At 71.5% G+C, this 24,751-nt stretch carries 23 protein-coding genes; 14 read left to right on the top strand and 9 right to left on the bottom strand.

Annotation, left to right across the window (positions count from 1 at the left end):
* Positions 1-4: 4 nt before the first annotated feature.
* Positions 5-1,030 carry a DEDDh family exonuclease gene (locus tag ACIGQF_RS09995; protein ID WP_399707713.1) on the bottom strand — a complete coding sequence of 342 codons (1,026 nt, stop codon included), beginning with the start codon at positions 1,028-1,030 and terminating at the stop codon, positions 5-7.
* A gap of 446 nt (positions 1,031-1,476) precedes the next feature.
* Here ACIGQF_RS09995 and ACIGQF_RS09990 point away from each other — a divergent pair, with 446 nt between their 5' ends.
* The 3 genes from ACIGQF_RS09990 to ACIGQF_RS09980 all read left to right on the top strand — a co-directional run bounded on the left by ACIGQF_RS09990 (position 1,477) and on the right by ACIGQF_RS09980 (position 4,507).
* The gene (locus ACIGQF_RS09990) at positions 1,477-2,763 is read left to right on the top strand and encodes an amidohydrolase family protein (protein WP_399707711.1); all 1,287 of its coding nucleotides are present in this window, start codon (positions 1,477-1,479) and stop codon (positions 2,761-2,763) included.
* A 137-nt stretch (positions 2,764-2,900) separates the two neighbouring features.
* Positions 2,901-3,791, top strand: coding sequence for a sterol desaturase family protein (locus ACIGQF_RS09985; RefSeq protein WP_399707709.1), 891 nt, complete (start codon positions 2,901-2,903; stop codon positions 3,789-3,791).
* Entirely contained in the window at positions 3,788-4,507 is a 720-nt protein-coding gene (locus tag ACIGQF_RS09980; RefSeq protein ID WP_399707707.1) for a lysoplasmalogenase, read from the top strand. Before ACIGQF_RS09985 ends, ACIGQF_RS09980 begins: the two co-directional genes overlap by 4 nt.
* A 155-nt stretch (positions 4,508-4,662) precedes the next feature.
* On the opposite strand, the gene ACIGQF_RS09975 is transcribed toward ACIGQF_RS09980, so the two are convergent.
* Positions 4,663-6,174 carry a S8 family serine peptidase gene (locus ACIGQF_RS09975; protein WP_399707706.1) on the bottom strand — a complete coding sequence of 504 codons (1,512 nt, stop codon included), beginning with the start codon at positions 6,172-6,174 and terminating at the stop codon, positions 4,663-4,665.
* A gap of 543 nt (positions 6,175-6,717) precedes the next feature.
* Between ACIGQF_RS09975 and ACIGQF_RS09970 the strand changes: the two genes are divergently transcribed.
* The 3 genes from ACIGQF_RS09970 to moaA all read left to right on the top strand — a co-directional run bounded on the left by ACIGQF_RS09970 (position 6,718) and on the right by moaA (position 9,901).
* Positions 6,718-7,122: a DUF485 domain-containing protein gene (locus ACIGQF_RS09970; RefSeq protein ID WP_399707704.1), complete on the top strand. Its 405-nt coding sequence runs from the start codon at positions 6,718-6,720 to the stop codon at positions 7,120-7,122.
* Positions 7,119-8,762, top strand: a complete 1,644-nt coding sequence (locus ACIGQF_RS09965) for a cation acetate symporter (protein WP_399707702.1) — start codon at positions 7,119-7,121, stop codon at positions 8,760-8,762. Before ACIGQF_RS09970 ends, ACIGQF_RS09965 begins: the two co-directional genes overlap by 4 nt.
* 149 nt (positions 8,763-8,911) lie before the next feature.
* On the top strand, positions 8,912-9,901 hold the full coding sequence (gene moaA / locus ACIGQF_RS09960; protein ID WP_399707700.1) for a GTP 3',8-cyclase MoaA: 990 nt from the start codon (positions 8,912-8,914) through the stop codon (positions 9,899-9,901).
* Positions 9,902-10,085: 184 nt separating this feature from the next.
* Here the strand turns inward: moaA and ACIGQF_RS09955 are convergent, their stop codons facing one another.
* The gene (locus tag ACIGQF_RS09955) at positions 10,086-10,391 is read right to left on the bottom strand and encodes a hypothetical protein (RefSeq protein ID WP_399707699.1); all 306 of its coding nucleotides are present in this window, start codon (positions 10,389-10,391) and stop codon (positions 10,086-10,088) included.
* Between the two features lie 162 nt (positions 10,392-10,553).
* Positions 10,554-10,928, bottom strand: a complete 375-nt coding sequence (locus ACIGQF_RS09950; protein WP_399707697.1) for a DUF3099 domain-containing protein — start codon at positions 10,926-10,928, stop codon at positions 10,554-10,556.
* 217 nt (positions 10,929-11,145) lie between these two features.
* On the opposite strand from ACIGQF_RS09950, the gene ACIGQF_RS09945 reads away from it, so the two are divergent.
* Positions 11,146-11,430 (top strand): GlsB/YeaQ/YmgE family stress response membrane protein, encoded by a 285-nt coding sequence (locus ACIGQF_RS09945; protein ID WP_030618968.1) that lies wholly within the window; start codon positions 11,146-11,148, stop codon positions 11,428-11,430.
* Positions 11,431-11,583: 153 nt separating this feature from the next.
* Here ACIGQF_RS09945 and tyrS read toward each other — a convergent pair whose 3' ends face one another.
* The 3 genes from tyrS to ACIGQF_RS09930 form a co-directional block, all read right to left on the bottom strand.
* A complete protein-coding gene (tyrS, locus tag ACIGQF_RS09940; RefSeq protein ID WP_399707695.1) occupies positions 11,584-12,990 on the bottom strand; it encodes a tyrosine--tRNA ligase in 1,407 nt (468 codons plus the stop codon).
* 141 nt (positions 12,991-13,131) lie between these two features.
* A complete protein-coding gene (locus ACIGQF_RS09935) occupies positions 13,132-14,535 on the bottom strand; it encodes a metallopeptidase TldD-related protein (protein ID WP_399707693.1) in 1,404 nt (467 codons plus the stop codon).
* A complete protein-coding gene (locus tag ACIGQF_RS09930; RefSeq protein ID WP_399707692.1) occupies positions 14,532-16,055 on the bottom strand; it encodes a TldD/PmbA family protein in 1,524 nt (507 codons plus the stop codon). Before ACIGQF_RS09930 ends, ACIGQF_RS09935 begins: the two co-directional genes overlap by 4 nt.
* A 786-nt stretch (positions 16,056-16,841) precedes the next feature.
* Between ACIGQF_RS09930 and ACIGQF_RS09925 the strand changes: the two genes are divergently transcribed.
* From ACIGQF_RS09925 to fabI, 3 genes are all read left to right on the top strand, one after another.
* Complete coding sequence (locus tag ACIGQF_RS09925; RefSeq protein WP_399707690.1) at positions 16,842-17,738, top strand: helix-turn-helix transcriptional regulator; 897 nt, start codon at positions 16,842-16,844, stop codon at positions 17,736-17,738.
* A 196-nt stretch (positions 17,739-17,934) separates the two neighbouring features.
* Entirely contained in the window at positions 17,935-18,639 is a 705-nt protein-coding gene (gene fabG, locus ACIGQF_RS09920; protein ID WP_030618957.1) for a 3-oxoacyl-[acyl-carrier-protein] reductase, read from the top strand.
* 5 nt (positions 18,640-18,644) lie between these two features.
* Positions 18,645-19,415, top strand: a complete 771-nt coding sequence (gene fabI, locus ACIGQF_RS09915) for an enoyl-ACP reductase FabI (RefSeq protein WP_361560023.1) — start codon at positions 18,645-18,647, stop codon at positions 19,413-19,415.
* 437 nt (positions 19,416-19,852) lie between these two features.
* Here fabI and ACIGQF_RS09910 read toward each other — a convergent pair whose 3' ends face one another.
* On the bottom strand, positions 19,853-20,527 hold the full coding sequence (locus tag ACIGQF_RS09910; RefSeq protein ID WP_399707687.1) for a FadR/GntR family transcriptional regulator: 675 nt from the start codon (positions 20,525-20,527) through the stop codon (positions 19,853-19,855).
* Positions 20,528-20,650: 123 nt separating this feature from the next.
* Here ACIGQF_RS09910 and ACIGQF_RS09905 point away from each other — a divergent pair, with 123 nt between their 5' ends.
* The 4 genes from ACIGQF_RS09905 (at position 20,651) to ACIGQF_RS09890 (ending at position 23,216) form a co-directional block, all read left to right on the top strand.
* Positions 20,651-21,943: a CynX/NimT family MFS transporter gene (locus ACIGQF_RS09905; protein WP_399707685.1), complete on the top strand. Its 1,293-nt coding sequence runs from the start codon at positions 20,651-20,653 to the stop codon at positions 21,941-21,943.
* Positions 21,944-22,101: 158 nt separating this feature from the next.
* Positions 22,102-22,218: an SGM_5486 family transporter-associated protein gene (locus tag ACIGQF_RS09900; RefSeq protein ID WP_267881145.1), complete on the top strand. Its 117-nt coding sequence runs from the start codon at positions 22,102-22,104 to the stop codon at positions 22,216-22,218.
* Positions 22,219-22,410: 192 nt separating this feature from the next.
* Entirely contained in the window at positions 22,411-22,614 is a 204-nt protein-coding gene (locus ACIGQF_RS09895; RefSeq protein WP_399707683.1) for a hypothetical protein, read from the top strand.
* Positions 22,615-22,697: 83 nt separating this feature from the next.
* Positions 22,698-23,216: a SixA phosphatase family protein gene (locus ACIGQF_RS09890; RefSeq protein ID WP_399707682.1), complete on the top strand. Its 519-nt coding sequence runs from the start codon at positions 22,698-22,700 to the stop codon at positions 23,214-23,216.
* A 163-nt stretch (positions 23,217-23,379) separates the two neighbouring features.
* On the opposite strand, the gene serB is transcribed toward ACIGQF_RS09890, so the two are convergent.
* Positions 23,380-24,624: a phosphoserine phosphatase SerB gene (serB, locus tag ACIGQF_RS09885; protein ID WP_361560005.1), complete on the bottom strand. Its 1,245-nt coding sequence runs from the start codon at positions 24,622-24,624 to the stop codon at positions 23,380-23,382.
* Positions 24,625-24,751 lie beyond the last annotated feature (127 nt).

The raw sequence follows: 24,751 nt of genomic DNA, 5'->3' as shown, positions 1-24,751 counted from the left end.
GGGATCAGTCCGCCGGCTGTACGTCCTGGAGGAGTTGCATGAAGGCGGCCTCGTCGATGACCGGGGTGCCGAAGGAGCGGGCCTTGGCGGTCTTGGACGTGGGGGAGTCCGGGTCATTGGTGACCAGCAGGCTGGTCAGCCGGGAGACGCTGGTCGCGACGTGCAGTCCGGCCTCGATGGCGCGGTCCTCCAGCAGCTCGCGGTCCACGGAGGTGTCGCCGGAGAAGGCGACCCGCATGCCCTGCTTCAGCCGGCCGGCCGGTTCGTACCGCCCGGGGTTCGGATACGGGCAGGCCGGGCGTTTGCGGGAGGGGCGCCAGGTCGTCGGGCGGTACCCCCCGCCGTAACCGGAGCGCTGCGCGGGCGGGCGCGGCGCGTCGGACCACTCGGTCAGCGGCTGGCAGGTGAGCAGCGGCAGCCGGAGGTTCTCCCGGGCGGCCAGCAGGAGGCTGGGCCGGAACGCCTCGGCGAGCACCCGGGCGTCGTCCAGGGCGTGGTGCGCGTGCTCCTGCATGACGCCGTAGTGCGCGGCCAGGGACTCCAGCTTGTGGTTGGGGAGGGGGAGCTTCAGCTCCTTGGAGAGGGCGATCGTGCACAGCCGCTGGCGTACCGGTGCCTGGGCCTTCGCGCGGGCGTACTCGCGGGCGATCATCGACCAGTCGAACATCGCGTTGTGCGCGACGAGGACGCGGTTCTCCAGGCGCCGGGACAGCTCGGGGACGATCTCCGGGAAGAGCGGGGCGCTCTCCAGCACGTCGCTCGTCAGGCCGTGGATCCAGACCGGGCCGGGGTCGCGCTCGGGATTGACGAGGGTGTACCAGCGGTCCTGGACCTCGCCACGGGCGTCCAGTTGATACACGGCGGCAGAGATGATCCGGTCGTCGCGGGCCAGGCCGGTGGTCTCGACGTCGACCACCGCATACCCCTCGGGGTACGCGGCGGGCCAGGCGGCCTGTTCCTCCTGCGGGGCCGGCTGCCGCACGATCTCCGGGGAGAGCGGGCGGTCGGCTGCCGTGCGGTCTTCGAGCATGGTCCATGAGGATACGGGCCGGGACTGACAGCGCCGCCCTGCGGGGGCGCGCAGATTCGCGCTTGGGGACGTTTCGGACATCGTGCGCCCCCTGCGCGGGCGGCCCCCGAAAGGGCGTCAGGTCCCCTGTGCCGGGTAGGTCCTGCGGAGCCCGGCGGCGCGGTGCGTGCATCCCCGCCCCGCCCCGTGACGTGCGCATTTTGGGGGCGCGCCGGCCGGGCGGTCCCGAACGTCCGCTTCTGCACGGCCCGTTGGCGGGATCCGGGCGCCGTGCCGGGGTAGGACCGGTGATACGGATTGCGCCACGGTGCCGCGACCCGTGCACGTCTCTTTACCCCTTGCGGTGGAGCGCTGTAACCCTGATGCAGCACGGGCACGACATGCACGCGACACGCGCGTGCGGGACCACCTCGAACGTTTCCTTCCGGACCGACCGAGGAGCCGCGATGACGGACCCGACCGACCCGTACCTGATCATCTCCGCCGCCTGCCATGCCGGGCTGCCTGCCGAGCAGTACCGGCCCTACCTGGAAGCCGCTCACCACCGGGCATTCGACGAACACCTCGGGCAGCGGGACGCCCGGCGCGCCGGCGCCGGCCGGCGCGGTGCCCGGAACGGCACGTCCGCCATGAAGTGGTACGAGGACAACGAGGAGGGCCTGCGCGGCGGCTGGGACGCCGTGCAGCGCGTCAAGGAGCTGGACGGCGACGGGGTGGCCGGCGAGGTCGTGTTCCCCGACGCGGACACCGCGGACGCCGGTACAGCGCCGCCCTTCGGGGCCGGCCTGGCGCCGGCCGCCGGGCACGACCCGGAGGCGGTCATGGCGGGCGCCCGCGCCTACAACCGCTGGCTCGCGGAGTTCTGCGCCACCGATCCCGAGCGGCACCGCGGCGTCGCCGTGCTCCCGGCCGCCGCCGACCCGGACGCGGTGGTCGACGAGATCCACCGGGCCGCGGAGTCGGGCCTCGGGGCGCTGCTGATCCCCGCCTCGTGGGGCGACGGGGCGCCCTACCACGACCGCCGGTACGACCCGGTGTGGGCGGCCGCCGCCGAGACCGCGCTGCCCGTCCTCACCCGTGCGGACGCCGCGCCCCGCCCGGAGCACGGCGGCCACCTCGGCATCCAGCTCTCCGAAGCGGCGTGGTGGCCGGCCCGTCCGCTGTGGTTCCTGATGTGGTCCGGCGCCTTCGAGCGCCACCCGGGGCTGCGCTTCGGAGTCGTGGGGGCGGGCTGCTGGTGGCTGCCGGACCTGCTGTGGCACATGGACCGGCTCTACGCGGGCGCGCACGGCGGCCGGAAGCTCTCGCCGTTCGCCGCCCTGAAGCGCTCCCCGCACGAGTACCTCGACCGCCAGGTCTTCGTCTGCGCCACCGCGCCCTCCCGGCGCGAGCTGGCGCGGCGCTACGAGATCGGAGTGGACAACATCCTCTGGGGCTCCGGCTTCCCGCACCCCGAGGGCACCTGGCCGCACACCCGGGAGTGGCTGCGCAGGGCCTTCCACGACATCCCGGTGGGGGAGACCCGCCGGCTGCTGGGCGAGTCCGCCGCCGAGGCCTTCGGCTTCGACAAGGGGAAGCTCTCGCCGGTCGCGCGCCGCATCGGGCCCACCCCGGACGACCTCGGGCAGCCGCGCAACCAGGCGCCGGTGGAGGCCTCCTGGCGGCGGGCCCGGGAGACCGGACGGCACTGGCTGACGGGCTTCGACTTCCCCTTCGTCGGCATGGGCGAGTGAGGCGGGTGGGTCGGTGCCGTCGCGGAGGTGCGAGAGGGCCGCGCCGGCCGCCCTGATCGTACCGGCGGTAACTTTGACCGATACTCGTTGGTAACAACCTCTAGCCGAGTCCCTGTACGCCGTCCTATGGTGCCCGCATGCCGCACCTGCCCGATGTCGTGTTGTGGTCGATACCGGCCTTCGTCCTGCTCACCGTCCTGGAGATGGTGAGCTACCGGCTGCACCCGGACGAGGACGCCGCCGGATACGAGACCAAGGACGCCGCCACCAGCGTCGGCATGGGGCTCGGCAGTCTGGTCTTCGACGCGCTGTGGAAGATCCCGATCGTGGCGATCTACTCCGCCGTCTACGCGCTGACACCGCTGCGGATCCCCGTGCTGTGGTGGACGCTGCCCCTGATGCTGCTCGCGCAGGACTTCTTCTACTACTGGTCGCACCGCGGGCACCACGTCATCCGCATCCTGTGGGCCTGCCACGTGGTCCACCACTCCAGCCGCAAGTTCAACCTCACCACGGCGCTCCGCCAGCCCTGGACCTCCCTGACCGTCTGGCCGTTCTACCTCCCGATGATCGCCCTCGGCGTGCACCCGGCGGCCCTCGCGTTCTGCTCGTCGGCCAACCTCGTCTACCAGTTCTGGGTGCACACCGAGCGGGTCGACAAGCTGCCCCGCCCCTTCGAGTTCGTGCTCAACACGCCCTCGCACCACCGCGTCCACCACGCCTCCCAGGGCGGCTACCTGGACCGCAACTTCGGGGGCATCCTCATCGTCTGGGACCGGATGTTCGGCTCGTTCGTCGCGGAGACCGAACGGCCCGTCTTCGGGCTCACGAAGAACATCGACACCTTCAACCCGCTCCGCGTCGCCACGCACGAATACGCGGCCATCGCCCGGGACGTACGCGCTGCCGGCAGCTGGCGGGAGCGCGCCGGGCGCGTCTTCCGCGGGCCGGGATGGCAGCCCGCACGCGGCGGGGACGACGCCACGCCCCGGGTGCCGGACACCAAGGCCGAGGCGTCCGCCGCATGACCCGCGAGGCCGCCGCCCGCGCCCTCCTCACCGCCTTCGGGGCGCTCACCGTCGTGCATCTCGGTGCGCTGCTCGCCGGGGCCGGGACGGTGGACGTGGTGACCAAGCCGGCACTGATGCCGGTCCTCGCCGCGTACGTGCTCGCCCGCGGCGGCCCCGTACTGCTCGCCGTCGCGCTGCTCTTCGGATGCGGCGGCGACACCCTCCTCCAAGTGGGCGGCGACACCGCCTTCCTCGCGGGGATGGCGTCCTTCGCGGCCGGGCACGTCTGCTACCTGGTGCTGTTCGTGCGGCGGGGCGTCGCACCGGGATGGGCCCGCCGGGTTCCGCCGGCCGCCGTGGCCGCCGGGTACGCCGCGGCCTGGCTCGGCACCGTGGCGCTGCTGTGGCCGGGCCTGCCGGCCGATCTGCGCGGCCCGGTCGCCGGGTACAGCCTGCTGCTCACCGCGATGGCGTACGGGGCGCTGCGGGCCGGGCCGCGGGCCCTCCTCGGAGGCCTGCTCTTCCTGGGCTCCGACACCCTGATCGCGAGCGGTATCGCGCACTGGCCGCAGCCGCCGGCCCCGCAGTTCTGCATCATGCTCAGCTACATCGCGGCCCAGTGGCTGCTGGCCGACGGGGTGCTGCGGACCACGGGCCCGCAGGGCGCCGCACGCGCGGCCGCCTCGGGCGGAGAAGCGCGGCCCACCGTCGTACCGGGCGCCGACGCGGCATGAGACGCCGCGCCCGCGGCACACGAAGGGCCGCGGGCGCAGCACATGCAGGGCAGCGGTCGCGGCACATCAGGGCCGACGCGGTCCGCCCGCCTCAGGGACGGACGGACCGCCCGGCCGCCGGGCCCCGGCTGCCACGGGCCCCGGCGCCGCTTCGGTCAGCGCTGTTCGACGGCGTCCAGCGCGTCCACGATCCCGTACCCGTAGTGGCCGTTGACGTGCTGAGTACCGGTGCACGTCGCGTCACCCTGGGGGCAGCCCGGGTTGTCGGCGTCCTTCTTCAGCAGCCACTGGATCTCCTGCGGGCTGCTCTTCGGGTGCGCGCTCTTCACCAGCGCCGCGACGCCCGCCACGTGGGGCGAGGCCATCGAGGTGCCCGCCAGGTAGGCCCAGTCGCCGCCCGGCATGGTGGAGAGGATGTTGCCGTTCTTCGCCGGGAGCTCGGGGACCTGACGGCTGTCACCGCCCGGCGCGGCCACGTCGATCACGCCGTTGCCGTAGTTGGAGTAGTACGACTTGAGCTTCTTCACGCCGGTCGCGGCGACCGTGACGGTGCCCGGGAGCTGGGTGGGCACGTCCCAGCACTTGGCGGGGTCGATCTTCCGCTCCACCGGAGTGGTGTCGTTCGGGCTCGACTTGTCGGTGAGTTCCTTCGCCGCCAGGTCGAGGTTGGAGTTGCCGGCCGCGGCGACGTTGATCGCACCCTTGCGCTCGGCGTACTTGGCCGCCCGGCCCACCGCGTCGACGATCGCACCCTGGTCGGGGTCGTCCTTGCAGTTGAACATCCACGGGTCGACGTAATAGCTGTTGTTGGTGACCTCGACGCCGTGGTCGGCTGCGAACACGAAGGCACAGACCACGCTCTCGGCGTAGAACAGGCTCGTCTTCGGCTCGCTGACCTTGATGGCGGAGATCTTCACGCCCGGCGCTACACCGGCCATGCCGACCCCGTTGCGCGCCGCGGCGATCGTGCCGGCGACGTGCGTGCCGTGGTAGTCCTCGGCGGGGTCGTACGGGCGCCAGGAGCCGCGGGTGGTGTCGGCCACGCCGCCCACGCAGTTCGCGGACTGCCCGGCGGAGAAGTTGGGCTTCAGGTCCGGGTGGGTGTCGTCCACACCGGTGTCGATGACCGCGACGGTGACCTTCTTGCTGCCGGGGTTCACCTTCGCTGCCTGGTCGGCCTTGATGGCCGGCAGGTCCCACTGCAGGGACTCAAGGGGCTCCTCGCCCGCGGCCTTCGCCTTGGTGCCGGCCAGCTGTGCTGCCTTGCTCAGATCGGCCTTCTGCGGCTTCCCGATGTCGGTGGTGCCGCTGGCCTTCAGGGGGGCGGTGCGGGTGGCGCCGGCCGACTGGACGCCGCGCACCGTGCGTATCGTCTCCGCGAACCGCGGGTTCGCGGAGTGGGCGACTATCACGCCTATCTTCGCGTGGGCGACGACCACCGTGCCGCCGGCCGCGCGTATCGCCTTGCCGACCCTGGCCGCCGAGGCCTTGCCGGGCGTGGCGTTGACGACGTACGAGAGCAGCGGGCCGTCGGCCGCCGCCGTGGTGCGGGGTGCCTCCTGAGGGGCGGCGGTGGCCGCCTGCGGGAGGAAGCCGAGGGAGGCCACGAGGGCCAGTCCGACCGGTACGCCGAGCGCGCGCACCCGTCTGGATCTCCGATGTGCCATGGGTACTCCACATCATCTCTGACCGCTCGCGGGCAGGTCGCGCGCGAGCCGGTTCGTGACGAGTGAAGCTATCCGTGATCACTCGGACAGTTCAATGGCCGGTAAAGAAAACCCGCCGACCGGCGGGGAAAACCCGTCAACTGCCGCAGGTGCGGGGGTTCGTCAACCACTTCGGCGGCGGCGCAGCGCACCGATGCTCAGCAGCGGCAGCGTGATCCGACGGCCGTCCCAGCCACGGGCATCGCCCCTGGTGGGACGGGGTGGCACCGGAGGAGGGGCGGCGATCGGGGAGGGCAACTTGACGGCGCCGTACGGCAGTCGGCCGGGTCCCGGTGGCTGCAGTGGCGGCGAAGGCGTCACACCCGGACAACGACCCGGCCCCCGGCCGGTGGCGGCCGTAACCCCCGATTTCCTGGGGATTTCGGTCCCGGCCTCTGTCGTAAGGAGCCTGCGCACCTCTAGCATGCGTGATCCGCATCACTGATCTGGACTTTATGTCGCCGGACGCAACCCCGCCGGACATTGCGAGAAACAGGAGACCGCGTGAGCACCGCCGCCCAGCCGCCCGCCGATGACGGGCCGCACAAGGCCCACGAAGCGCCGCCCGACGCGCCCCATGCGACGCCGCCCTTCGTCGAAGTGCAGTCCGGCGCGGAGTTCACCGAACTGCGCCGCTCGTACCGCTCGTTCGCCTTCCCGCTGACCATCGCCTTCGTGCTCTGGTACCTGCTGTACGTGCTGCTCAGCAACTACGCGGGCGGCTTCATGGGCACCAAGGTCGTCGGCAACGTCAACGTCGCCTTCGTCTTCGGCCTCGCCCAGTTCCTGACGACCTTCCTCATCGCCTGGTGGTACTCCCGGCACGCCGCCGCGAAGCTCGACCCCAAGGCCGAGGCGATCAGGGCCCGCCTGGAGAACGACGCCCCGCGCGGGGAGGGTGACGCATGAGCCTCACGTACCAGCTCGCCGCCGGGACCCCGGCCCTGGCCGCCGAGGGCGCCGGCCAGCACCGCGCCCTGATCATCACGATCTTCGCGGTCTTCGTCGCCGCCACCCTGGCCATCACCGTGTGGGCCGGCCGGCAGACCAAGGGCGCCGAGGACTTCTACGCCGGCGGCCGGCAGTTCTCCGGCTTCCAGAACGGCCTGGCGATCTCCGGCGACTACATGTCCGCCGCGTCCTTCCTCGGCATCGCGGGCGCCATCGCCCTCTTCGGGTACGACGGCTTCCTGTACTCCATCGGCTTCCTCGTCGCGTGGCTGGTCGCGCTGCTGCTGGTCGCCGAGCCGCTGCGCAACTCCGGCCGCTTCACCATGGGCGACGTGCTCGCGTACCGGATGCGGCAGCGCCCCGTCCGTACCGCGGCGGGCGTCTCCACCATCGTGGTCTCGATCTTCTACCTGCTGGCCCAGATGGCGGGCGCGGGCGCGCTGGTCACGCTGCTGCTCGGCATCACCAGCGAGGCCGGCAAGATGCTCGTCGTCGTCCTCGTCGGCATCGTGATGATCCTCTACGTCTCCATCGGCGGGATGAAGGGCACCACCTGGGTGCAGATGGTCAAGGCCGTCCTGCTGATCGCGGGCACCCTGCTCATCACGTTCCTGGTGATGCTGAAGTTCCACTTCAACGTCTCCGAGCTGCTCGGCAAGGCCGCCGAGGAGAGCGGCAAGGGCGCGGCGTTCCTGGAGCCCGGCCTGAAGTACGGCGCCACCGCCACCTCGAAGATCGACTTCATCTCGCTGGGCATCGCGCTGGTGCTCGGCACCGCGGGGCTGCCGCACATCCTCATCCGCTTCTACACCGTGCCCACCGCCAAGGCCGCCCGGAAGTCGGTGAACTGGGCCATCGGCATCATCGGCGTCTTCTACCTGATGACCATCGCGCTCGGCTTCGGTGCCGCGGCCCTGGTCGGCCCGAAGACGATCACCGAGTCGAACCCGGCGGGCAACACGGCGGCCACCCTGCTCGCCCAGGAGATCGGCGGCGGCGCGAACTCCACCGGCGGCGCGATCCTGCTCGCCGTGATCTCGGCGGTCGCCTTCGCCACCATCCTCGCGGTGGTCGCGGGCCTCACCCTCGCCTCGTCCTCGTCCTTCGCGCACGACCTGTACGTCAACGTGATCAAGAAGGGCAAGGCGTCGGAGAAGGAGGAGGTGCGGGCCGCGCGCTGGGCCACCGTCGGCATCGGCGCCGTCGCCATCGTCCTCGGCGTCTTCGCCCGCGGCCTGAACGTCGCGGGCCTGGTCGCGCTGGCCTTCGCGGTCGCGGCCTCCGCCAACCTGCCGACGATCCTCTACAGCCTCTTCTGGAAGCGCTTCACCACCTCCGGAGCGCTGTGGTCGATCTACGGCGGCCTGATCTCCTCCGTGCTGCTCGTGCTCTTCTCGCCGGTCGTCTCCGGCAAGGAGACCTCGATGTTCCCCGGCGCCGACTTCGCCGTCTTCCCGCTGGAGAACCCGGGCCTGATCTCCATCCCGCTGGGCTTCCTGCTCGGCTGGCTCGGCTCCCTCCTCTCCAAGGAGGAGCCGGACGTGAAGAAGTACGCCGAGCTGGAGGTCCGGTCCCTGACCGGCACCGGAGCACACTGACGCGTACCCCGTCCCCGCGGAGAACCGGCCGCGTCGTAGATCCCTACGACGCGGCCGGCCGCGCATCGTGACATCGGAGCCGTGCTCGTTGTCACCCCCATCGCGTAGGCTCGACACCGTACTGATCCGACACCGGGGGAGGGGGCCTCGTGCTCATCGACACGTACGGGCGGGTAGCCACCGACCTGCGGGTTTCACTGACCGACCGGTGCAACCTGCGGTGCACCTACTGCATGCCCGAAGAGGGCCTGCAGTGGCTCGCCAAGCCCGACCTGCTCACGGACGACGAGATCGTCCGCCTCATCGACATCGCGGTCACCCGCCTCGGCATCGAAGAGGTCCGGTTCACCGGCGGGGAACCGCTGCTCCGGCCCGGCCTCGTCTCGATCGTCGAGCGCGTCGCGGCCCTCGCGCCGCGCCCGCAGATGTCCCTCACCACCAACGGCATCGGCCTGGAGCGCACCGCCGCCGCGCTGCGCGACGCCGGCCTGGACCGGGTCAACGTCTCGCTGGACACCCTGCGCCCGGACGTCTTCCAGGCCCTGACCCGCCGCAAGCGCCACGCCGACGTGCTGCGCGGCCTGGAGGCCGCCCGCGCCGCCGGGCTCACCCCGGTCAAGGTCAATTCCGTCCTGATGCCGGGGCTCAACGCCGACGAGGCGCCCGACCTCCTCGCCTGGGCCGTGGAGAACGACTACGAGCTCCGCTTCATCGAGCAGATGCCGCTCGACGCCCAGCACGGCTGGAAGCGCGACGGCATGATCACCGCCGGTGACATCCTGGCCTCGCTGCGCACCCGCTTCGAGCTGACCCCCGAGGGCCAGGAGGAGCGTGGCTCCGCGCCCGCCGAGCGGTGGCTCGTGGACGGCGGCCCGCGCCGCGTCGGTGTCATCGCCTCGGTGACCCGCCCCTTCTGCCGGGCCTGCGACCGTACCCGGCTGACCGCCGACGGCCAGGTGCGCACCTGCCTGTTCGCCACGGAGGAGACCGACCTGCGGGCCGCGCTCCGCTCGGACGCGCCGGACGAGGAGATCGCGCAGATATGGAAGGGCGCGATGTGGGGCAAGAAGGCGGGCTCGGGCCTGGACGACCCGAGCTTCCTGCAGCCGCAGCGGCCGATGTCGGCGATCGGCGGCTGACCGCGCCCGGTGCCCGGGCTGCCGTCCGGCTCCGGCCGTGCCCGGCACCCGGACTGCCGTCCTCCGGGGACCGCCGCCCGCGGCCGTCCGGCTCCGGAGACGCCCGTGGCCCGAAGGGGCCGGAGATCGCCCGCAGTCGGGCGGGGGCGACGAAGCTCAGCCCGGTCGGGCGGGCCGGCGGGGCTCAGTCCTCTCGGGGCGGCCCGTCCTGCTTCGGGCCCGACGGTTCGGCGCCCTCCTGCCGGGCCTCCCACTCCGCCAGTTTCACCACGTCCTTCAGGAAGCTGCGGACGTCGAGGAATTGGGCGAGGTGCTCACGGTGCTCGTCGCACGCGAGCCAGGTCTTGCGCCGGTCGGGCGTGTGGATCTTCGGGTTGTTCCAGGCCAGCACCCACACCGCGGCCGCACGGCAGCCCTTGGCGGAGCAGATCACTGCGTTATCAGGGGAGTTCACAGCCTCAACCCTACGTCGCCCCCCGATCCCGGACATGGCGACGCCGGGCAGCCACGGGGGGAGCCGCCCGGCGTCGGTCCGTCGCTCCGACGGGGGATGCGGAGCGCGTACGAAGTATGTCATGGGGGACCGTGCCGAGTGCACCGGAACCACATGATTGATCTGAGCTTTTCTTGAGCTTTGCGTACCGTCGGAAGATCAGTCGTGGTCGCCGTGGTGTTCGGCGGAGCCGGCCCGGCCCGCTTCCGCCGTGGGTTCCGCCGGAGCGTCACCCGAACGAGCGGTCAGCATAGGCCGCGACGGCGCCGCGATGAAGCTCGATGGAAGTGAAGTCGCGTTCTCCCGGCCCGCGTTGGCGATGACTACCGCGATGTAGGGCAGTACCAGACCCGCGATCAGGGTGATAATGGCGAAGGGCCGCTCGACGTTCCAGAGCACGGCGGTGAGGATCACCGCCACCGTCCGCAAGGACATCGAGATCACATAGCGTCGCTGCCGCCCACGGACGTCCTCGGTCAGCCCCTGGCGGGCTCCCGTGATCCGGAAAGTCTGGGCGCTGCTCTGCTTCCGCATCACGTTCCACCACCTGTTGTCGTACCGGGCAACCCCTATGCCGGACCTGTCCCACGTTACGCCGGGCCTGCGCAGCGTTCGAGACCGGGGCGCGATGTCCCGGATCGGCCGCACAGCGGTCTCATGCGTACGGGCGGCTCCGACGTGCGCCGTACGGGTGGCGGTACGACACTGAACGATGCACGGCCTTGTACACCGCGCCCCACTGGGAGGCGACATGAATTGGTTGTGGGCCATCATTCTGGGTCTGGTCCTGGGCGTGATCGCGAGGGCCCTCATCCCCGGGAAACAGGCGATTCCGCTCTGGCTGACCGTGATCTTCGGCATGCTCGGCAGCGTGCTGGGCAACTGGGCGGCCACCGGCATCGGAGTCGAGGACACCAAGGGCATCGACTGGACCCGGCACCTGCTCCAGCTGATCGGCGCGGTGATCGTCGTCGGCGTGGGCAGTCGGCTGTGGGCCATGGTGCGTGGGAGGACACACCGGCAGCAGCGGGTCTGATCCCGCCGTCGTGAACCGTTCCGGCGGACCTGGCGCACAGGTCCGCCGGAACGGTGCTGAGCCCCCGGGGCGCCGAGCGGGCAGACCCGCGTGGCCCCGGGCGATCGTTCCCGAAGGCGGTTACGCCTCCGCGATCGTTTCCTGAGGCGGCGGCTACGCCTCGCCCTGGAGCTGGGCCAGCTTGCGGCCCGCCTTGAGGTACGGCGTACCGGGCGTGACGGCCAGCTTCTCCGCCAGCACCTCGGCCAGCGGGCGGATCGCGTCCGACTCGGCCAGCACCACGGTCTCCTGGCCCGACTCGGCCTCGATGACCAGCCGCAGGGCGTTCTGCTTCGCCAGCCGGCGGGCCGCCGACGCGCTCGGCGTGAACTCCAGCACCTGGGTGAGCACCGTGGCCACCGTGTCCGAGCCGTGCGCCGCGAGGTCCACCGACGGCAGCGTGCCGACGTCGGCGAAGGACTTCTTGGAGAACTGCGCGACGAACCCGGCGCGGGCCGTCATCGCCGCCTCGATGCCGTACAGCGCGGCCACGACCTCACCCGCGAGGACCTTCTTCAGGTCCATCGGGTGCAGCGTCTTCGCCTCGATACGGGCCAGGGCCTGGGCGATCTCCTCGTCCGTCCACTCCGTCCACGCCTTGAGGTACGGCTCCATCAGCCGGTCCGGGACCGACATGATCTTGCCGAAGACGTCCTCGGCGGGCGCGTTCAGGCCGACGTAGTTGCCCTTGGACTTGGACATCTTCGCGCCGGTGCCGTCGGTGCCCTCGATGAGCGGCATCGTGACCACGAGCTGCGGCTGCTGGCCCTTGAGCTCCATGAGCTTGCGGCCCATCTGGAGGTTCAGCAGCTGGTCGGCGCCGCCCAGCTCCACGTCGCACTCCAGCGCCACCGAGTCCAGGCCCTGCGCGATCGGGTACAGCATCTCCGTCATGGTCAGGCCCGCGCCCGACGCGAGGCGGGTACGGAAGTCCTCGCGCTGGAGCAGCTGGGAGGCCGGCACCTTGGAGAGCAGGCTCAGCAGCTCGGGGAAGGTGTACGGCGCCAGCCACTCGCTGTTCTGCCGGAAGCTGACCTTGTCGAAGTCGAAGAACGGCCGGACCTGCTCGCGGTAGCTCGCGAGGTTGTGCGCGATGTCCTCGTCGGTCAGCGGCGGACGCTCGGCCGTACGGCCCGAGGGGTCGCCGATCTTGGCCGTGAAGTCGCCGATGATCAGCGTGACGTCGTGGCCGAGCCGCTGGAAGCGGCTGAGGATGATCAGCGGAACCGCGTGCCCCAGGTGCACATCGGTCGCCGTCGGGTCGATGCCCAGCTTGATGTGCAGACCCTTGCCGGCCGCCGTGCGCTCCTCGATGCGCTCGGCGAGCTGGTCCACGCCCGGCAGCACCTCGACCGTACGCGAGGCGATCAGCTCGGCCTGCTCCTTGGCCGGCAGGTCCGTCAGGTCGAGATAGCGCCGCGAGCCGGTCTCCTTCAGCAGCTCCGCGACGGTGGCGTCTGCGGAGAGGTCTGCGGAGAGCAGCGAGCTGGCGCGGGCGACGGATTCGCCGAGGCGTGTCATGGCGTTCCTGATCGGTCGTTGATCCCAAACGGGAGGACGGAACCGATTCTATTCGCCGTGCGCAGCGTGGCCGACCGAGTATCCACAGGCCGGCCACGCGGTACGACAAGTGCCCGCACCCTGGTGGGGCGGGCCCCGCCCTCACACTCCCGGGCTCACCGAGCTCATGTTGAAGTCCGGGATCCGCAGCGCTGGCGTCGCGGCGCGCGTGAAGTAGTCGCTCCACTCGCGCGGCAGGGTGCGCTCCGTACGGCCCGCCTCGGTCGCCCGACCCAGCAGGTCCACCGGCGACTCGTTGAACCGGAAGTTGTTCACCTCACCGACCACCTCGCCGCCCTCCACCAGGTACACGCCGTCCCGCGTCAGCCCCGTGAGCAGCAGCGTCGCCGGATCGACCTCGCGGATGTACCACAGGCAGGTCAGCAGCAGCCCCCGCTCGGTACCGGCCACCAGCTCGTCCAGCGCCTTGCTGCCGCCCGCCTCCAGCAGCAGGTTGTCGACGGCCGGGGCCACCGGCAGCCCGGTCAGCTCCGCACTGTGGCGCGTCGTGACCAGCTGGTTCAGCGCGCCGTCCCGGATCCAGTCCGTCGGCTCCAGCGGCAGCCCGTTGTCGAAGACCGAGGCGTCGTCCCCGGAGCTGTGCGCCAGCACGAAGGGCGCGCACTCCAGGCCCGCGGCCCCCGGGTCGCTGCGCAGCGTCATCGGCAGCCCGGAGAGCTTCTCGCCGACCCGGGTGCCCCCGCCGGGCGCCGAGAAGACCGTACGGCCCTCGGCCGCGTCCCGGGCCCCGGACGACCACAGCTGGTACACGAGCAGGTCGGCGACGGCGGTGGGCGGCAGCAGCGTCTCGTACCGGCCTGCCGGCAGCTCGATCCGCCGCTCCGCCCAGGCCAGCCTGCGCGCCAGCTCGGCATCCATGGCCAGCGGGTCGACGTCCTCGAAGTCCCGCGTGGCGCGGCCCGCCCACGCCGAGCGGGAGCGGTCGGGCGACTTGGCGTTCAGCTCCAGCGTCCCGGTGGGCTGGTCGTGCCGCAGTCGCAGCCCGGTCGAGGAGCCCATGTACGAGGAGACCATCCCGTGGCTGGCGAACCCGTACAGCTCGCGGCCGCCGTCCCGGGCCCGCCGGAAGGACTCGCCCAGCGCGGGCGCGAAGTCCGCGAAGACCTCGGAGGAGGTCTCGGCGGGCGGCTCGGTGAAGCCGGGCGAGGAGGCACCGCCCGGGACGAGCGGCCGCGCGTCGTCGGCGGGCCCGGCGGCACCGGCGGCCGCCTCGGCGGCCCGCACCAGCCCCTCCAGGTCGTCGGCGGTGACCGCGGCCCGGGACACGACACCCGAGGCGGTGCCCTCCTTGCCGTCCACGGTGGCGATCACCGTGAGGGTGCGGCCACGGGTGACGCCATTGGTGGTCAGCGCGTTGCCCGCCCAGCGCAGGTTGGCGGTGGTCGTCTCGTCCGCGATCACCACACAGCCGTCGGCCCGCGAGAGGGCCAGCGCGCGCTCGACGACCTCGTGCGGCGCGTTCGTCCGCGGCGTACGGGTGCTCATCGGCCGGCCTCCTGGGTCGTGTTCAAGATGTTGACGTCCGTGAAGAGGGCGGAGGGGCAGCCGTGGGAGACGGAGGCGACCTGGCCCGGCTGGGCCTTGCCGCAGTTGAATGCGCCGCCCAGTACGTACGTCTGCGGGCCGCCCACCGCGGCCATCGAGCCCCAGAAGTCGGTGGTGGTGGCCTGGTACGCCACGTCCCGCAGCTGCCCCGCCAGCCGCCCGTTCTCGATCCGGAAGAACCGCTGCCCGGTGAACTGGAAGTTGTACCGCTGCTGATCGATGGACCACGACCGGTCGCCCACCACGTAGATGCCGCGTTCCACGCCCCCGATCAGTTCCTCGGTGGACGGGCCTTCGGGCGCCGGCTGCAGGGACACATTGGCCATCCGCTGTACCGGCACGTGGCCCGGCGAGTCCGCGTACGCGCACCCGTTGGACCGCTCGAAGCCGGTCAGCTTCGCGATCCTGCGGTCCAGCTGGTAGCCGACCAGCACGCCGTCCTTGACCAGGTCCCAGGACTGCGTCCGGACACCCTCGTCGTCGTACCCGATCGTGGCCAGCCCGTGCTCGGCGGTCCGGTCGCCCGTCACGTGCATGAGCTCCGAGCCGTACTTCAAGGTGCCCAGCTGGTCGAAGGTGGCGAACGAGGTGCCCGCGTACGCCGCTTCGTAGCCCAGCGCCCGGTCCAGCTCGGTCGCATGCCCGATCGACTCGTGGATCGTCAGCCAGAGGTTGGAGGGATCCACCACCAGGTCGTACCGCCCGGACCGCACGCTCGGCGCGCGCATCTTCTCCGCGAGCAGCTCCGGCATCTCCGCCAGCTCCGCGTCCCAGTCGTACCGGCCGTCGGTCAGGTACTCCCAGCCCCGGCCGACGGGCGGTGCGACGGTCCGCATCGAGTCGAACTCGCCGGTGCCCCCGTCCACCGCGACGGCCGTCAGCTCCGGGTGCAGCCGGACCCGCTGCTGCGTGGTCGTGGTGCCCGCGGTGTCGGCGTAGAACTTGTTCTCCCGGACCGTGAGCAGAGAGGCGTCCGCGTGCGTCACGCCCGGCGCGGCCAGCAGCCGCCCGCTCCACTCCGCCAGCAGCCCGCTCTTCTCCGCGTCCGGCACGTCGAAGGGGTCCACGTCGTACGAGGACACCCAGGTGCGGTCCGGATGGGCGGGCTCGTCGGCCAGCTCGACCCTCTCCGCCGAGCCCGCCGCGTCGATCACCTTCGCCGACAGCTTGGCCATCGCGACGGCCTGCGCGGCGACTCGCGCCGCCGCGTCCATGGTCAGGTCGACACCGGACGCGAAGCCCCAGGCCCCGCCGTGCACCACCCGCACCGCGTACCCCAGGTCGGTGGTGTCCGAGGAACCGGCGGTCTTCGCGTCCCGCAGCCGCCAGGACGCGTACCGGATGCGTTCCAGCCGGAAGTCGGCATGGGCGGCCCCGAGCGCCCGCGCCCGCGCGAGCGCGGCATCCGCCAACGCGCGCAGGGGCAGGGCGAGGAACGACTGATCGACCTGTTTGGTCACGGGGCTCTCCCTCTCTTCCGGGTCTTTGCAAACCATGCCCGCCCCGGTCGGGAACGGCCAAGGTTTTCCCAAGTCCGCATATGCCGCTGCATCATGCTCAACGGCGGTCATCCTTCGCCAAGTTGAGGGCACGGACACCTGCCTCTCCGGGGCTGCTGCCTGCCTCCGCGGGCGGCCTGTCCTTGATCGCCCGGATGTGGAGCAGAGCTGCGACCTCCCTCGCTCTTCGTTGGCGAGGGTGATGGCCGACGCCCCCTCAAGCGGAAGCATCTGATCGTTTTACATGCCAAATGACTGCATGGGTGTCTGATTTCGTCGATTGTCGGATGCTCGGAGTAGTCTCTGGCGCACGCGGAGTTGACGGTCGACTCCCGGTTCGGTAGCGAGCGTTGGGGAGTTGGTGGATGGTCGGGCGCGAGTTGTCGCCGGCGGATCACCAGAACAAGGAGATCCGCGTGGTCCTCAAGCGGCTCGTGGTTGCGGGCTGGACCCTGCGCAAGGAAGGGCATTGGGGGCGCCTGTACTGCCCGTGTCCCGGCGGGTGCACGACCATTCCTGTCCCCGGTACGGCCAAGAATCCGGACCGTACGGCCCGGAAGCTCGCGTGGCGGGCGGCGCTGTGCCCGCTGCCGGACGGGGACCCCCGCCGGGCTCCGGAAGGCGGACGTGCCCCGGACGGGGGTGTTGTCGTTTGACAACATAGCCGGGCCGGGTAAGGCTCGAAGGGGGGTGGTGAGCCCTGCTGCCAAGGATCACAGTGCACGAGCGAGGGGGGATGGGGTCGCGATGGACTATGAGTTTCTCTTCGTCGTGGATGGCGTCGGCGTGAACGACGAAACGGCGCTCGGCGCCGTCTTCGAAACATTCGACGGACTGCTCACCAGCCATCGCGGCAAACACCTCCTCGATGTGTCCGAAACCGGCGACAGCGCCATCGACGCGGCACACCGTCTTGTCGTACGGCTGCGCCAGGAACTGCCCCAGCTGCGCTTGCTGCGCCTCGATCCGGATCTCGTGGGAGTGCCGGACATCGCCCAGCGGACCGGCCGCAGCCGCCAGAACATCCTGCAATGGGTGAACGGCGAGCGCCGCCATGACGCGCCGCCGTTCCCGGAGCCGGAAGGCACAGCCGGGCGCTCACTCGTCTGGCGCTGGGCCGATGTCCGGGCCTGGCTGGCAGGGCGCGGGTGCGAGGTGGGCGACGCAGGCCCGAGCCGTGAAGAGGCCCTCCACATCGACTTCATGCTGCCGCGCTGGCAGCAGGTGCTCGACGACGGCTTGCCCATCGTCCGCTTCGTTCACGCGGTGGAGGCGGACGACCGCTCGGGCGACCGCACCGCCGTGGCGCAGCTGCTGGAGGGCACGCTCTCGGCTCCCGGCGTCCTGGAGATGATCTCCGCGTTCCCGAGGGCCGAGCGCCAGCGGCTCACTGTGGTGTGCGCTGTTCTGACCGACCGGCTCAGCACCGTTCTTTCGCGCATCGGGCAGGACGAGACCTGGGTGATGCTCGCGTTCCAGGGCGAGGAGAACGAGCTGCGCCTCAAGCCTGTCACCGCCCGTGAGGTGCCGGGAGCGCGACCGGTCTCGGAGCTCGGGCTCGGCAAGGAGGCGACGGTGGGTGACCTGCTCCTCGTCATTGTCAACGGGGCCGTGGCCCAGACCACTCCCGTCACGTTCGGCTGACCGGCGCGCCGCTCCGGCGCGGGGGACTTCCGCAGGGCCTGCCTGATGGTCCGGCCGGGCCCGGTGGCCGCGGTTCTGTAGGGACCCGACAGTGACCGGGATGTGCCCCTGTGCGAGGTCGATTCTCCGTATGGGGTCGCTGACCGCTAGTTTCGTAGGGAACACACGTCGGACAGGACACGGAAAGGGTGATCTCTTGAGCCGCTCGGTTCTGGTCACCGGAGGCAATCGCGGCATCGGCCTCGCCATCGCCCGCGCCTTCGCCGAGGCAGGCGACAAGGTCGCCATCACCTACCGCTCCGGCGAACCCCCGGCGGGGTTCTTGGCCGTGAAGTGCGACATCACCGACACGGAGCAGGTCGAGCAGGCGTACAAGGAGATCGAGGAGAAGCACGGCGCGGTCGAGGTGCTGGTGGCCAACGCCGGCGTCACCCGTGACCAGCTGCTCATGCGGATGTCGGAGGACGACTTCGCCTCGGTCCTGGAGACCAACCTCACCGGTACGTTCCGCGTGGTCAAGCGGGCCAACCGCGGCATGCTGCGGGCGCGCAAGGGCCGCATCGTGCTGATCTCGTCGGTGGTGGGCCTGCTGGGCTCGGCGGGCCAGGCGAACTACGCGGCGTCCAAGGCGGGCCTCGTCGGCTTCGCCCGCTCGATCGCCCGCGAGCTGGGCTCCCGCAACATCACGTGCAACGTCGTGGCCCCCGGCTTCGTCGACACGGACATGACCCGCGCGCTCACCGACGAGCAGCGCGAGAACATCGTGAAGCAGGTGCCGCTCGCGCGTTACGCGCAGCCCGAGGAGATCGCCGCCTCGGTCCGCTTCCTGGCCTCCGACGAGGCCGCGTACATCACTGGAGCCGTCATTCCCGTCGACGGCGGATTGGGCATGGGTCACTGATCGATATGAGCGGAATCCTCGCCGGCAAGCGCATTCTGATCACCGGTGTGCTGATGGAGTCCTCCATCGCCTTCCACGCGGCCAAGGTCGCGCAGGAGCAGGGCGCCGAGGTCATCCTCACGGCCTTCCCGCGGCCCACGCTCACCGAGCGCATCGCGAAGAAGCTGCCCAAGCCCGCCAAGGTCATCGAGCTGGACGTGACCAACCAGGAGCACCTGGACGGTCTGGAGGCCAAGGTCCGCGAGGAGCTCGGCGGCCTGGACGGCGTCGTCCACTCCATCGGTTTCGCCCCGCAGGACGCGCTCGGCGGCAACTTCCTCAACACGTCCTTCGAGTCGGTCTCCACGGCCATGCATGTCTCGGCGTTCTCGCTGAAGGCGCTGACCATGGCCTGCCTGCCGCTGATGCCGGAGGAGGGCGGCGCGGTGGTCGGCCTGACCTTCGACGCGCAGTTCGCCTGGCCGCAGTACGACTGGATGGGCCCGGCCAAGGCCGCGCTGGAGGCCACCAGCCGCTACGTGGCCCGTGACCTCGGCGCGCGGAACGTCCGCTGCAACCTGGTCTCCGCCGGCCCGATCGGCTCGATGGCCGCCAAGTCCATCCCGGGCTTCTCCGAGCTCGCCAAGGTGTGGGACACCCGCTCCCCGCTGAACTGGGACATGGGCGACCCGGAGCCGGCCGGCAAGGGCGTCGTCGCGCTGCTCTCGGACTTCTTCCCGAAGACCACCGGCGAGATCGTGCACGTCGACGGCGGCGTGCACATGATGGGCGCCTGACGCAGCTGGCAGTACCCACCGGCTGTACCCACTCGGCTGTGAGTGAGGGCCACCCGGCTGTGAGGGTGCCTGACGCACCCGGCAGTGAGTGAGGGCCGCGCCCCGTCCCGTACGCGACGTACGGGACGGGGCGCGGCCCTTCTTCGTTGGCTTGGCGGGGCCGCCTTCGGGGCTTCGCCGGCGCGCCCGCCTCCGGGGTTTCGTTTGCGCGCCCTCCAGGCTTCGCTTGCGCGGCCCTTCGTCGCTTGCGCGGCGCTTGCGCGGCGGCTTTCGGGGCGGTCTTCGGGGCGAATCGAACGAGATCGTCCCCCCAGCAGGGGGTTACCCAAGGGGCGCGGGCGGGAACCGCCGGTGGAGAGGGCGGACGGGAACCGCTGGCGGCCTCGGAGCGGACGCTGCCCTCGGGCCGGCCGGTGTCCTCGGGCCGGCCGGTCGCCTCAGGCGCGGCCCAGGCGGCAGCCGTACGGGTGGGCTCCTGCTTCCGACGCCGCGCGGTCGCCGTCGCCGTCGCGGATCGCGTCCACCAGCCGGGAGTGGTCCAGGTGCGACTCCGGGCGCAGTTCGTCGCCCACGTCGGCGCGGAGGAACTCCCGCAGCACGCCGCCGAGGTCCGCGTACAGCTCCGCCAGTACGTCGTTGTGCGAGGCCGCCACGATCGCCATGTGCAGGTTGGCGTCCGCCTCCACGAAGGCCGCGGCGGCGCCCGACTCCCAGGCCTGCTCGCGCCGCTGCAGCGCCGCGTCCAGCTGCTTGAGGTCGGTCTCCGTACGGCGCTCCGCGGCCCGCCGGGCGGCCTCCGCCTCCAGCGCGCTGCGCAGCTCGGCGACGTGCCGCGGGTCGGCGTCGGCGAACCTGCGGTTCATCACGCCCGCCAGCTCACTGGTGGCGACCACGTACGTGCCGGAGCCCTGGCGGATGTCCAGCAGACCGTTGTGGGCCAGCGCCCGGACCGCCTCGCGGACGGTGTTGCGGGCCACGCCGAGCTGCTCGACCAGCTCGGGCTCGGTGGGGATGCGCGAGCCGACCGGCCACTCGCCCGAGGTGATCTGGGCACGCAGCTGTGCGATCACCTGGTCGGCCAGGGCGGAACGCCGGGGCGAGGTCAGCGGCATACGAGCGCTCCCGAGGACACGAGCACGGATTCGGCATCGCTGATGCTAAGCCTTTCCCGGCCGGTCACCGGGAGGCGAGAATCACCTGGACAAACATTCATCCCATGATTCTATGATGTACGTATGGCAGACGACGACCTCGCGACCCTAGGCACCGTTACCGAGGCACCTCAGACCACCGGGACGCCCGGCGGCGACCCGCTCGACCGCGCCCCCGCGCGCGTACCGCGCTGGCTCGGCGCGGTCCTGACCGCCGGTCTCGTCCTCGCCGCCCTCAACCTCCGCCCGGCCATCACCAGCCTGGGCGCCCTCATGGAGGAGGTGCGGGACGGTCTCGGCATGAGCGGCACCATCGCGGGCCTGCTCACCTCCGTACCGGCCCTGTGCTTCGCCGTCTTCGGCATCGCGGCGCCCCGCCTCGCCCGCCGCTTCGGCCCAGGCGCCATCGTGTGCGCCGGCATGGCCGCGATCACCATCGGCGTCGTGGTGCGGCCCTTCGCCGGCGGCACGGCCGGCTTCCTCGTCGCCAGCGCCCTCGCCCTCGCCGGCATCGCGGTCAGCAACATCCTGCTGCCCGTGGTCATCAAGACCTTCTTCCCCGACCGGGTCGGCTCGATGACCGGGCTGTACTCCATGGCCCTGGCGCTGGGCACCTCGCTCGCCGCCGCGCTCACCGTGCCGGTCACCGGCGCGCTCGGCGGCGGCTGGCAGGCCGGCCTGGCGATCTGGGCGGTGCTCGGCGCCCTCGCCATCGTCCCCTGGCTCGCCGTGCTGCGGCACCGCGCGCCGCAGACGGCGCCGCAGGCGGCCGGCGCGGCGCGGGAGGACGCCCCCGCCATCCGGATCAGCCGCTCGCCCACCGCCTGGTCGCTCGCCGTCTTCTTCGGCCTCCAGGCCACCGCCGCGTACATCACCATGGGCTGGCTGCCGCAGATCTTCCGCGACGCCGGAGTGCCCGCCGGGACCGCGGGCGTCCTGCTCGCGATCACCATGGCGATGGGCATCCCGCTGTCCTTCCTGCTGCCGCGGGTGGCGGCCCGGATGCGCCACCAGGGGCCGCTGGCCGTGCTCCTCGGGGCCTGCGGGCTCGCCGGGTACGCGGGCCTGTGGCTGGCGCCCGCCGGCGGCGCCTGGGGCTGGGCACTGCTGCTCGGCATATCGAACTGCGCCTTCCCGCTGGCCCTCACCATGATCGGTATGCGCGCCCGCAGCGCCGCCGGCGTCGTCAAGCTCTCCGCCTTCGCCCAGTGCATCGGCTACCTGATCTCCATCCCCGGCCCGCTCCTGGTGGGCGCGCTGTACCAGCACAGCGGCGGCTGGGGCCTGCCGATCGCGCTGATGGCGGGGCTGATGGTGCCGCAGATCGCGGTGGGCATGCTGGCCGGCCGGGACCGCCGCATCGAGGACGAGCGGTAGAGGTGGACGAGCGGTAAGGGACCGCCCCGGCTCCCTTACCCGGTATCGCGCACCGGAGAGCCCTCGGCCCCCTTACCCGGTACCGCTCACCGGAGCCCCCGGCTCCCTTACCCGGTCCTGCCGACCGGTGGCCCGGAGGCGTTTGCGACACTGGGCGCATGCCAGTGCTCGAACCGAATCCGCAGGGCGGACAGAAGAAGCTGCTCCTCGTGCTGGGCGCGATGCTCGCCGTCACCGTCGTCGTCGGGATCATCGCCAGCATCGCCGCTCCGTGACACGGCGCCCCGGCGCGCACGGTGGGGCTGTCCCCACCGTCCCCTAGGGGGCCGGGGTCAGGGGCAAGTGGGTGGTGCACCTGATGGGCCGGGCGGACCGGGAACCGTAGGTTCGAAGGACACCGCGCAGCAGCGGTGGGCGCGGCCCGCTACGAAGGCCGCGCGGCCGCTCGACCGCACGGAGGCGATCCCATGTCCGCCGCTCACCCCAGGCACGCCGGGAACGGTGCCCGGCCCGTGCGGCTGCCGTGGTGGGCCGTGGCCCTGCCGGTGGTCTCGTTCGTGACGCTGCTCTTCGTGATGACCCCCGCCGCGGAGCCCGAGGCGGCCGGTGCGCCGCCCGCCGTGCTGTCCGTGGTCCACTTGCTCGCGCGGCTGGTCGGCGCCGGAGTGTAGCCGCCGGTTCCGCATCCCGCCTCGTGGGACGAGGCTGTCAACACCCCGCGCCCCGCGCTGCGTTTCATGCGAAGCTGGGACACATGAGCGTCGATTCTCCTCGCCGGATTGTTCTTCTCCGACATGCCAAGGCCGAGTGGTCGCAGGAGAGCGACCACGAGCGGCCGCTCGCCGAGCGCGGCCGCCGGGACGCCCCCACCGCCGGACGATGGCTCGCAGGAGCGGGCGTCAGCCCCGACCTGACCCTCTGCTCCACGGCACTGCGCACCCGCGAGACATGGAAACTCTGCGTCCATGAACTCCCTCAGCGCCCCAAGACCGTCTACGAAGAGCGGCTGTACGAAGCCTCGCTCGGCGAGCTGATCGCCGTGGTCAACGAGGTCCCGGACGAGGTGAGCGACCTGCTGCTGGTCGGCCACAACCCCGGCATGCACGCCCTCGCCGACGCCCTCTCCGGAGAGGCCGACGGCGAGCTGCTGACCCGGATGAACCGCAGCGGCTTCCCGACCGCCTCCATGGCGGTGGTGTCCTTCAACGGCTCCTGGAAGTCCGTCGAGCACGGCGTCGGCCGCCTGGTCGCGTACTGGACGCCGCACGACTGACCCGCCGCCGACCGCACACGCCGAAGGGCCCCGGCACGCTCCGTGCCGGGGCCCTTCGTATGCCGTGCGCTCAGCCTCCGCGGCTCATGCCGCGCGTTCCGCTTCCACGGCTGCGTACAGAGGGTGACTGTTCAGCCCGCCGGCGTGTCAGTGCGCCACGGTGTCAGTCCGCCATCGTGTCGGCGGCCTCGACCTCTTCGCGGGTGATGCCGAGCAGGTACAGCACGGTGTCCAGGAACGGCACGTTCACGGCGGTGTGCGCGGCCTCCCGTACGACCGGCTTGGCGTTGAAGGCGACGCCCAGCCCGGCGGTGTTCAGCATGTCCAGGTCGTTGGCACCGTCGCCGATCGCGACCGTCTGCGCCAGCGGCACGCCGGCCTGCTGGGCGAAGGAGCGCAGCAGCCGGGCCTTGCCCGCGCGGTCCACGATGTCGCCGGTGACCTTGCCGGTGAACCGGCCGTCCACGATCTCCAGGGTGTTGGCCGAGGCGAAGTCCAGCCCCAGCTCGTCCTTGAGCGCGTCGGTGACCTGCGTGAAGCCGCCGGAGACCACGCCGACCTGGTACCCCAGGCGCTTGAGCGTGCGTACCAGGGTCCGCGCGCCGGGGGTCAGCCGCACCTCCTTGCGCACCTGCTCCACGACCGAGGCGTCCAGCCCCGCCAGCAACTCCACCCGGGCGTGCAGCGACTGCTCGAAGTCCAGCTCGCCGCGCATCGCCGCGGCGGTCACCTCGGCGACCTCCTTCTCGCAGCCCGCGTGCGCCGCGAACAGCTCGATGACCTCGTCCTGGATCAGCGTGGAGTCCACGTCCATGACGACCAGCCGCTGCGCCCGGCGCTGCAGCCCGGAGGCGCTCACGGCGATGTCCACGCCGAGCACGGCGGCTTCGGTGGCGAGCGCGGTGCGCAGCACGTCGGTCGGGGTGCCGGAGACCGCGAACTCCACCGCGGTCACGGGGTACTTGGCGAGCCGGAAGATACGGTCGATGTTGCCGCCGGTGGCCGTTATGGCGGCGGCGATGGCGGAGGTGGACTCGGCGGTGAGCGGGTGGCCGAGCACGGTGACGTGCGAACGCCCCGTGCCGCGCGGGCGGTTGTCGCCGGTACCCGAGATGATCTCGGCCTGGAGGTGCAGCGACTCGGCCCAGCTGTGCACGGTCGCGCGCAGGTCACCTTCGGAGGCGCCGTTCGACGCGCTCCCCGTCGGCGTCGTGACCAGGGCGCACAGCACGATGCGGCCCCGGGTCACGACCTGCTCGATGTCGACGACGTCGACGGAGTAGGCGGCGAGGGTGTCGAAGAGGCCGGCGGTGATGCCGGGCCGGTCCTTACCGAAGATCTTGACGAGGAGGGTCGGTACGTCGTCGCCCGGTACGGCGGTGGCAGGCGGTGTCTGCGATGCGCTCATGGTGCTCTTACGGTATCCGGCTCCGCCACGGGACCGTACAGGTGTCCCGCCGAGTGGACGTCTCCCACCACGCGGCCGAGTGGGACTCAAGGGACGTATGGGGCGTTCTGTGGCCTGCGACGCCAGG

The organism is Streptomyces sp. NPDC053560 (genome assembly GCF_044544605.1).
Lineage (GTDB): Bacteria > Actinomycetota > Actinomycetes > Streptomycetales > Streptomycetaceae > Streptomyces.
The sequence above is the reverse complement of the archived record's forward strand: the minus strand, read 5'-3'. Positions and strand labels throughout refer to the sequence as shown.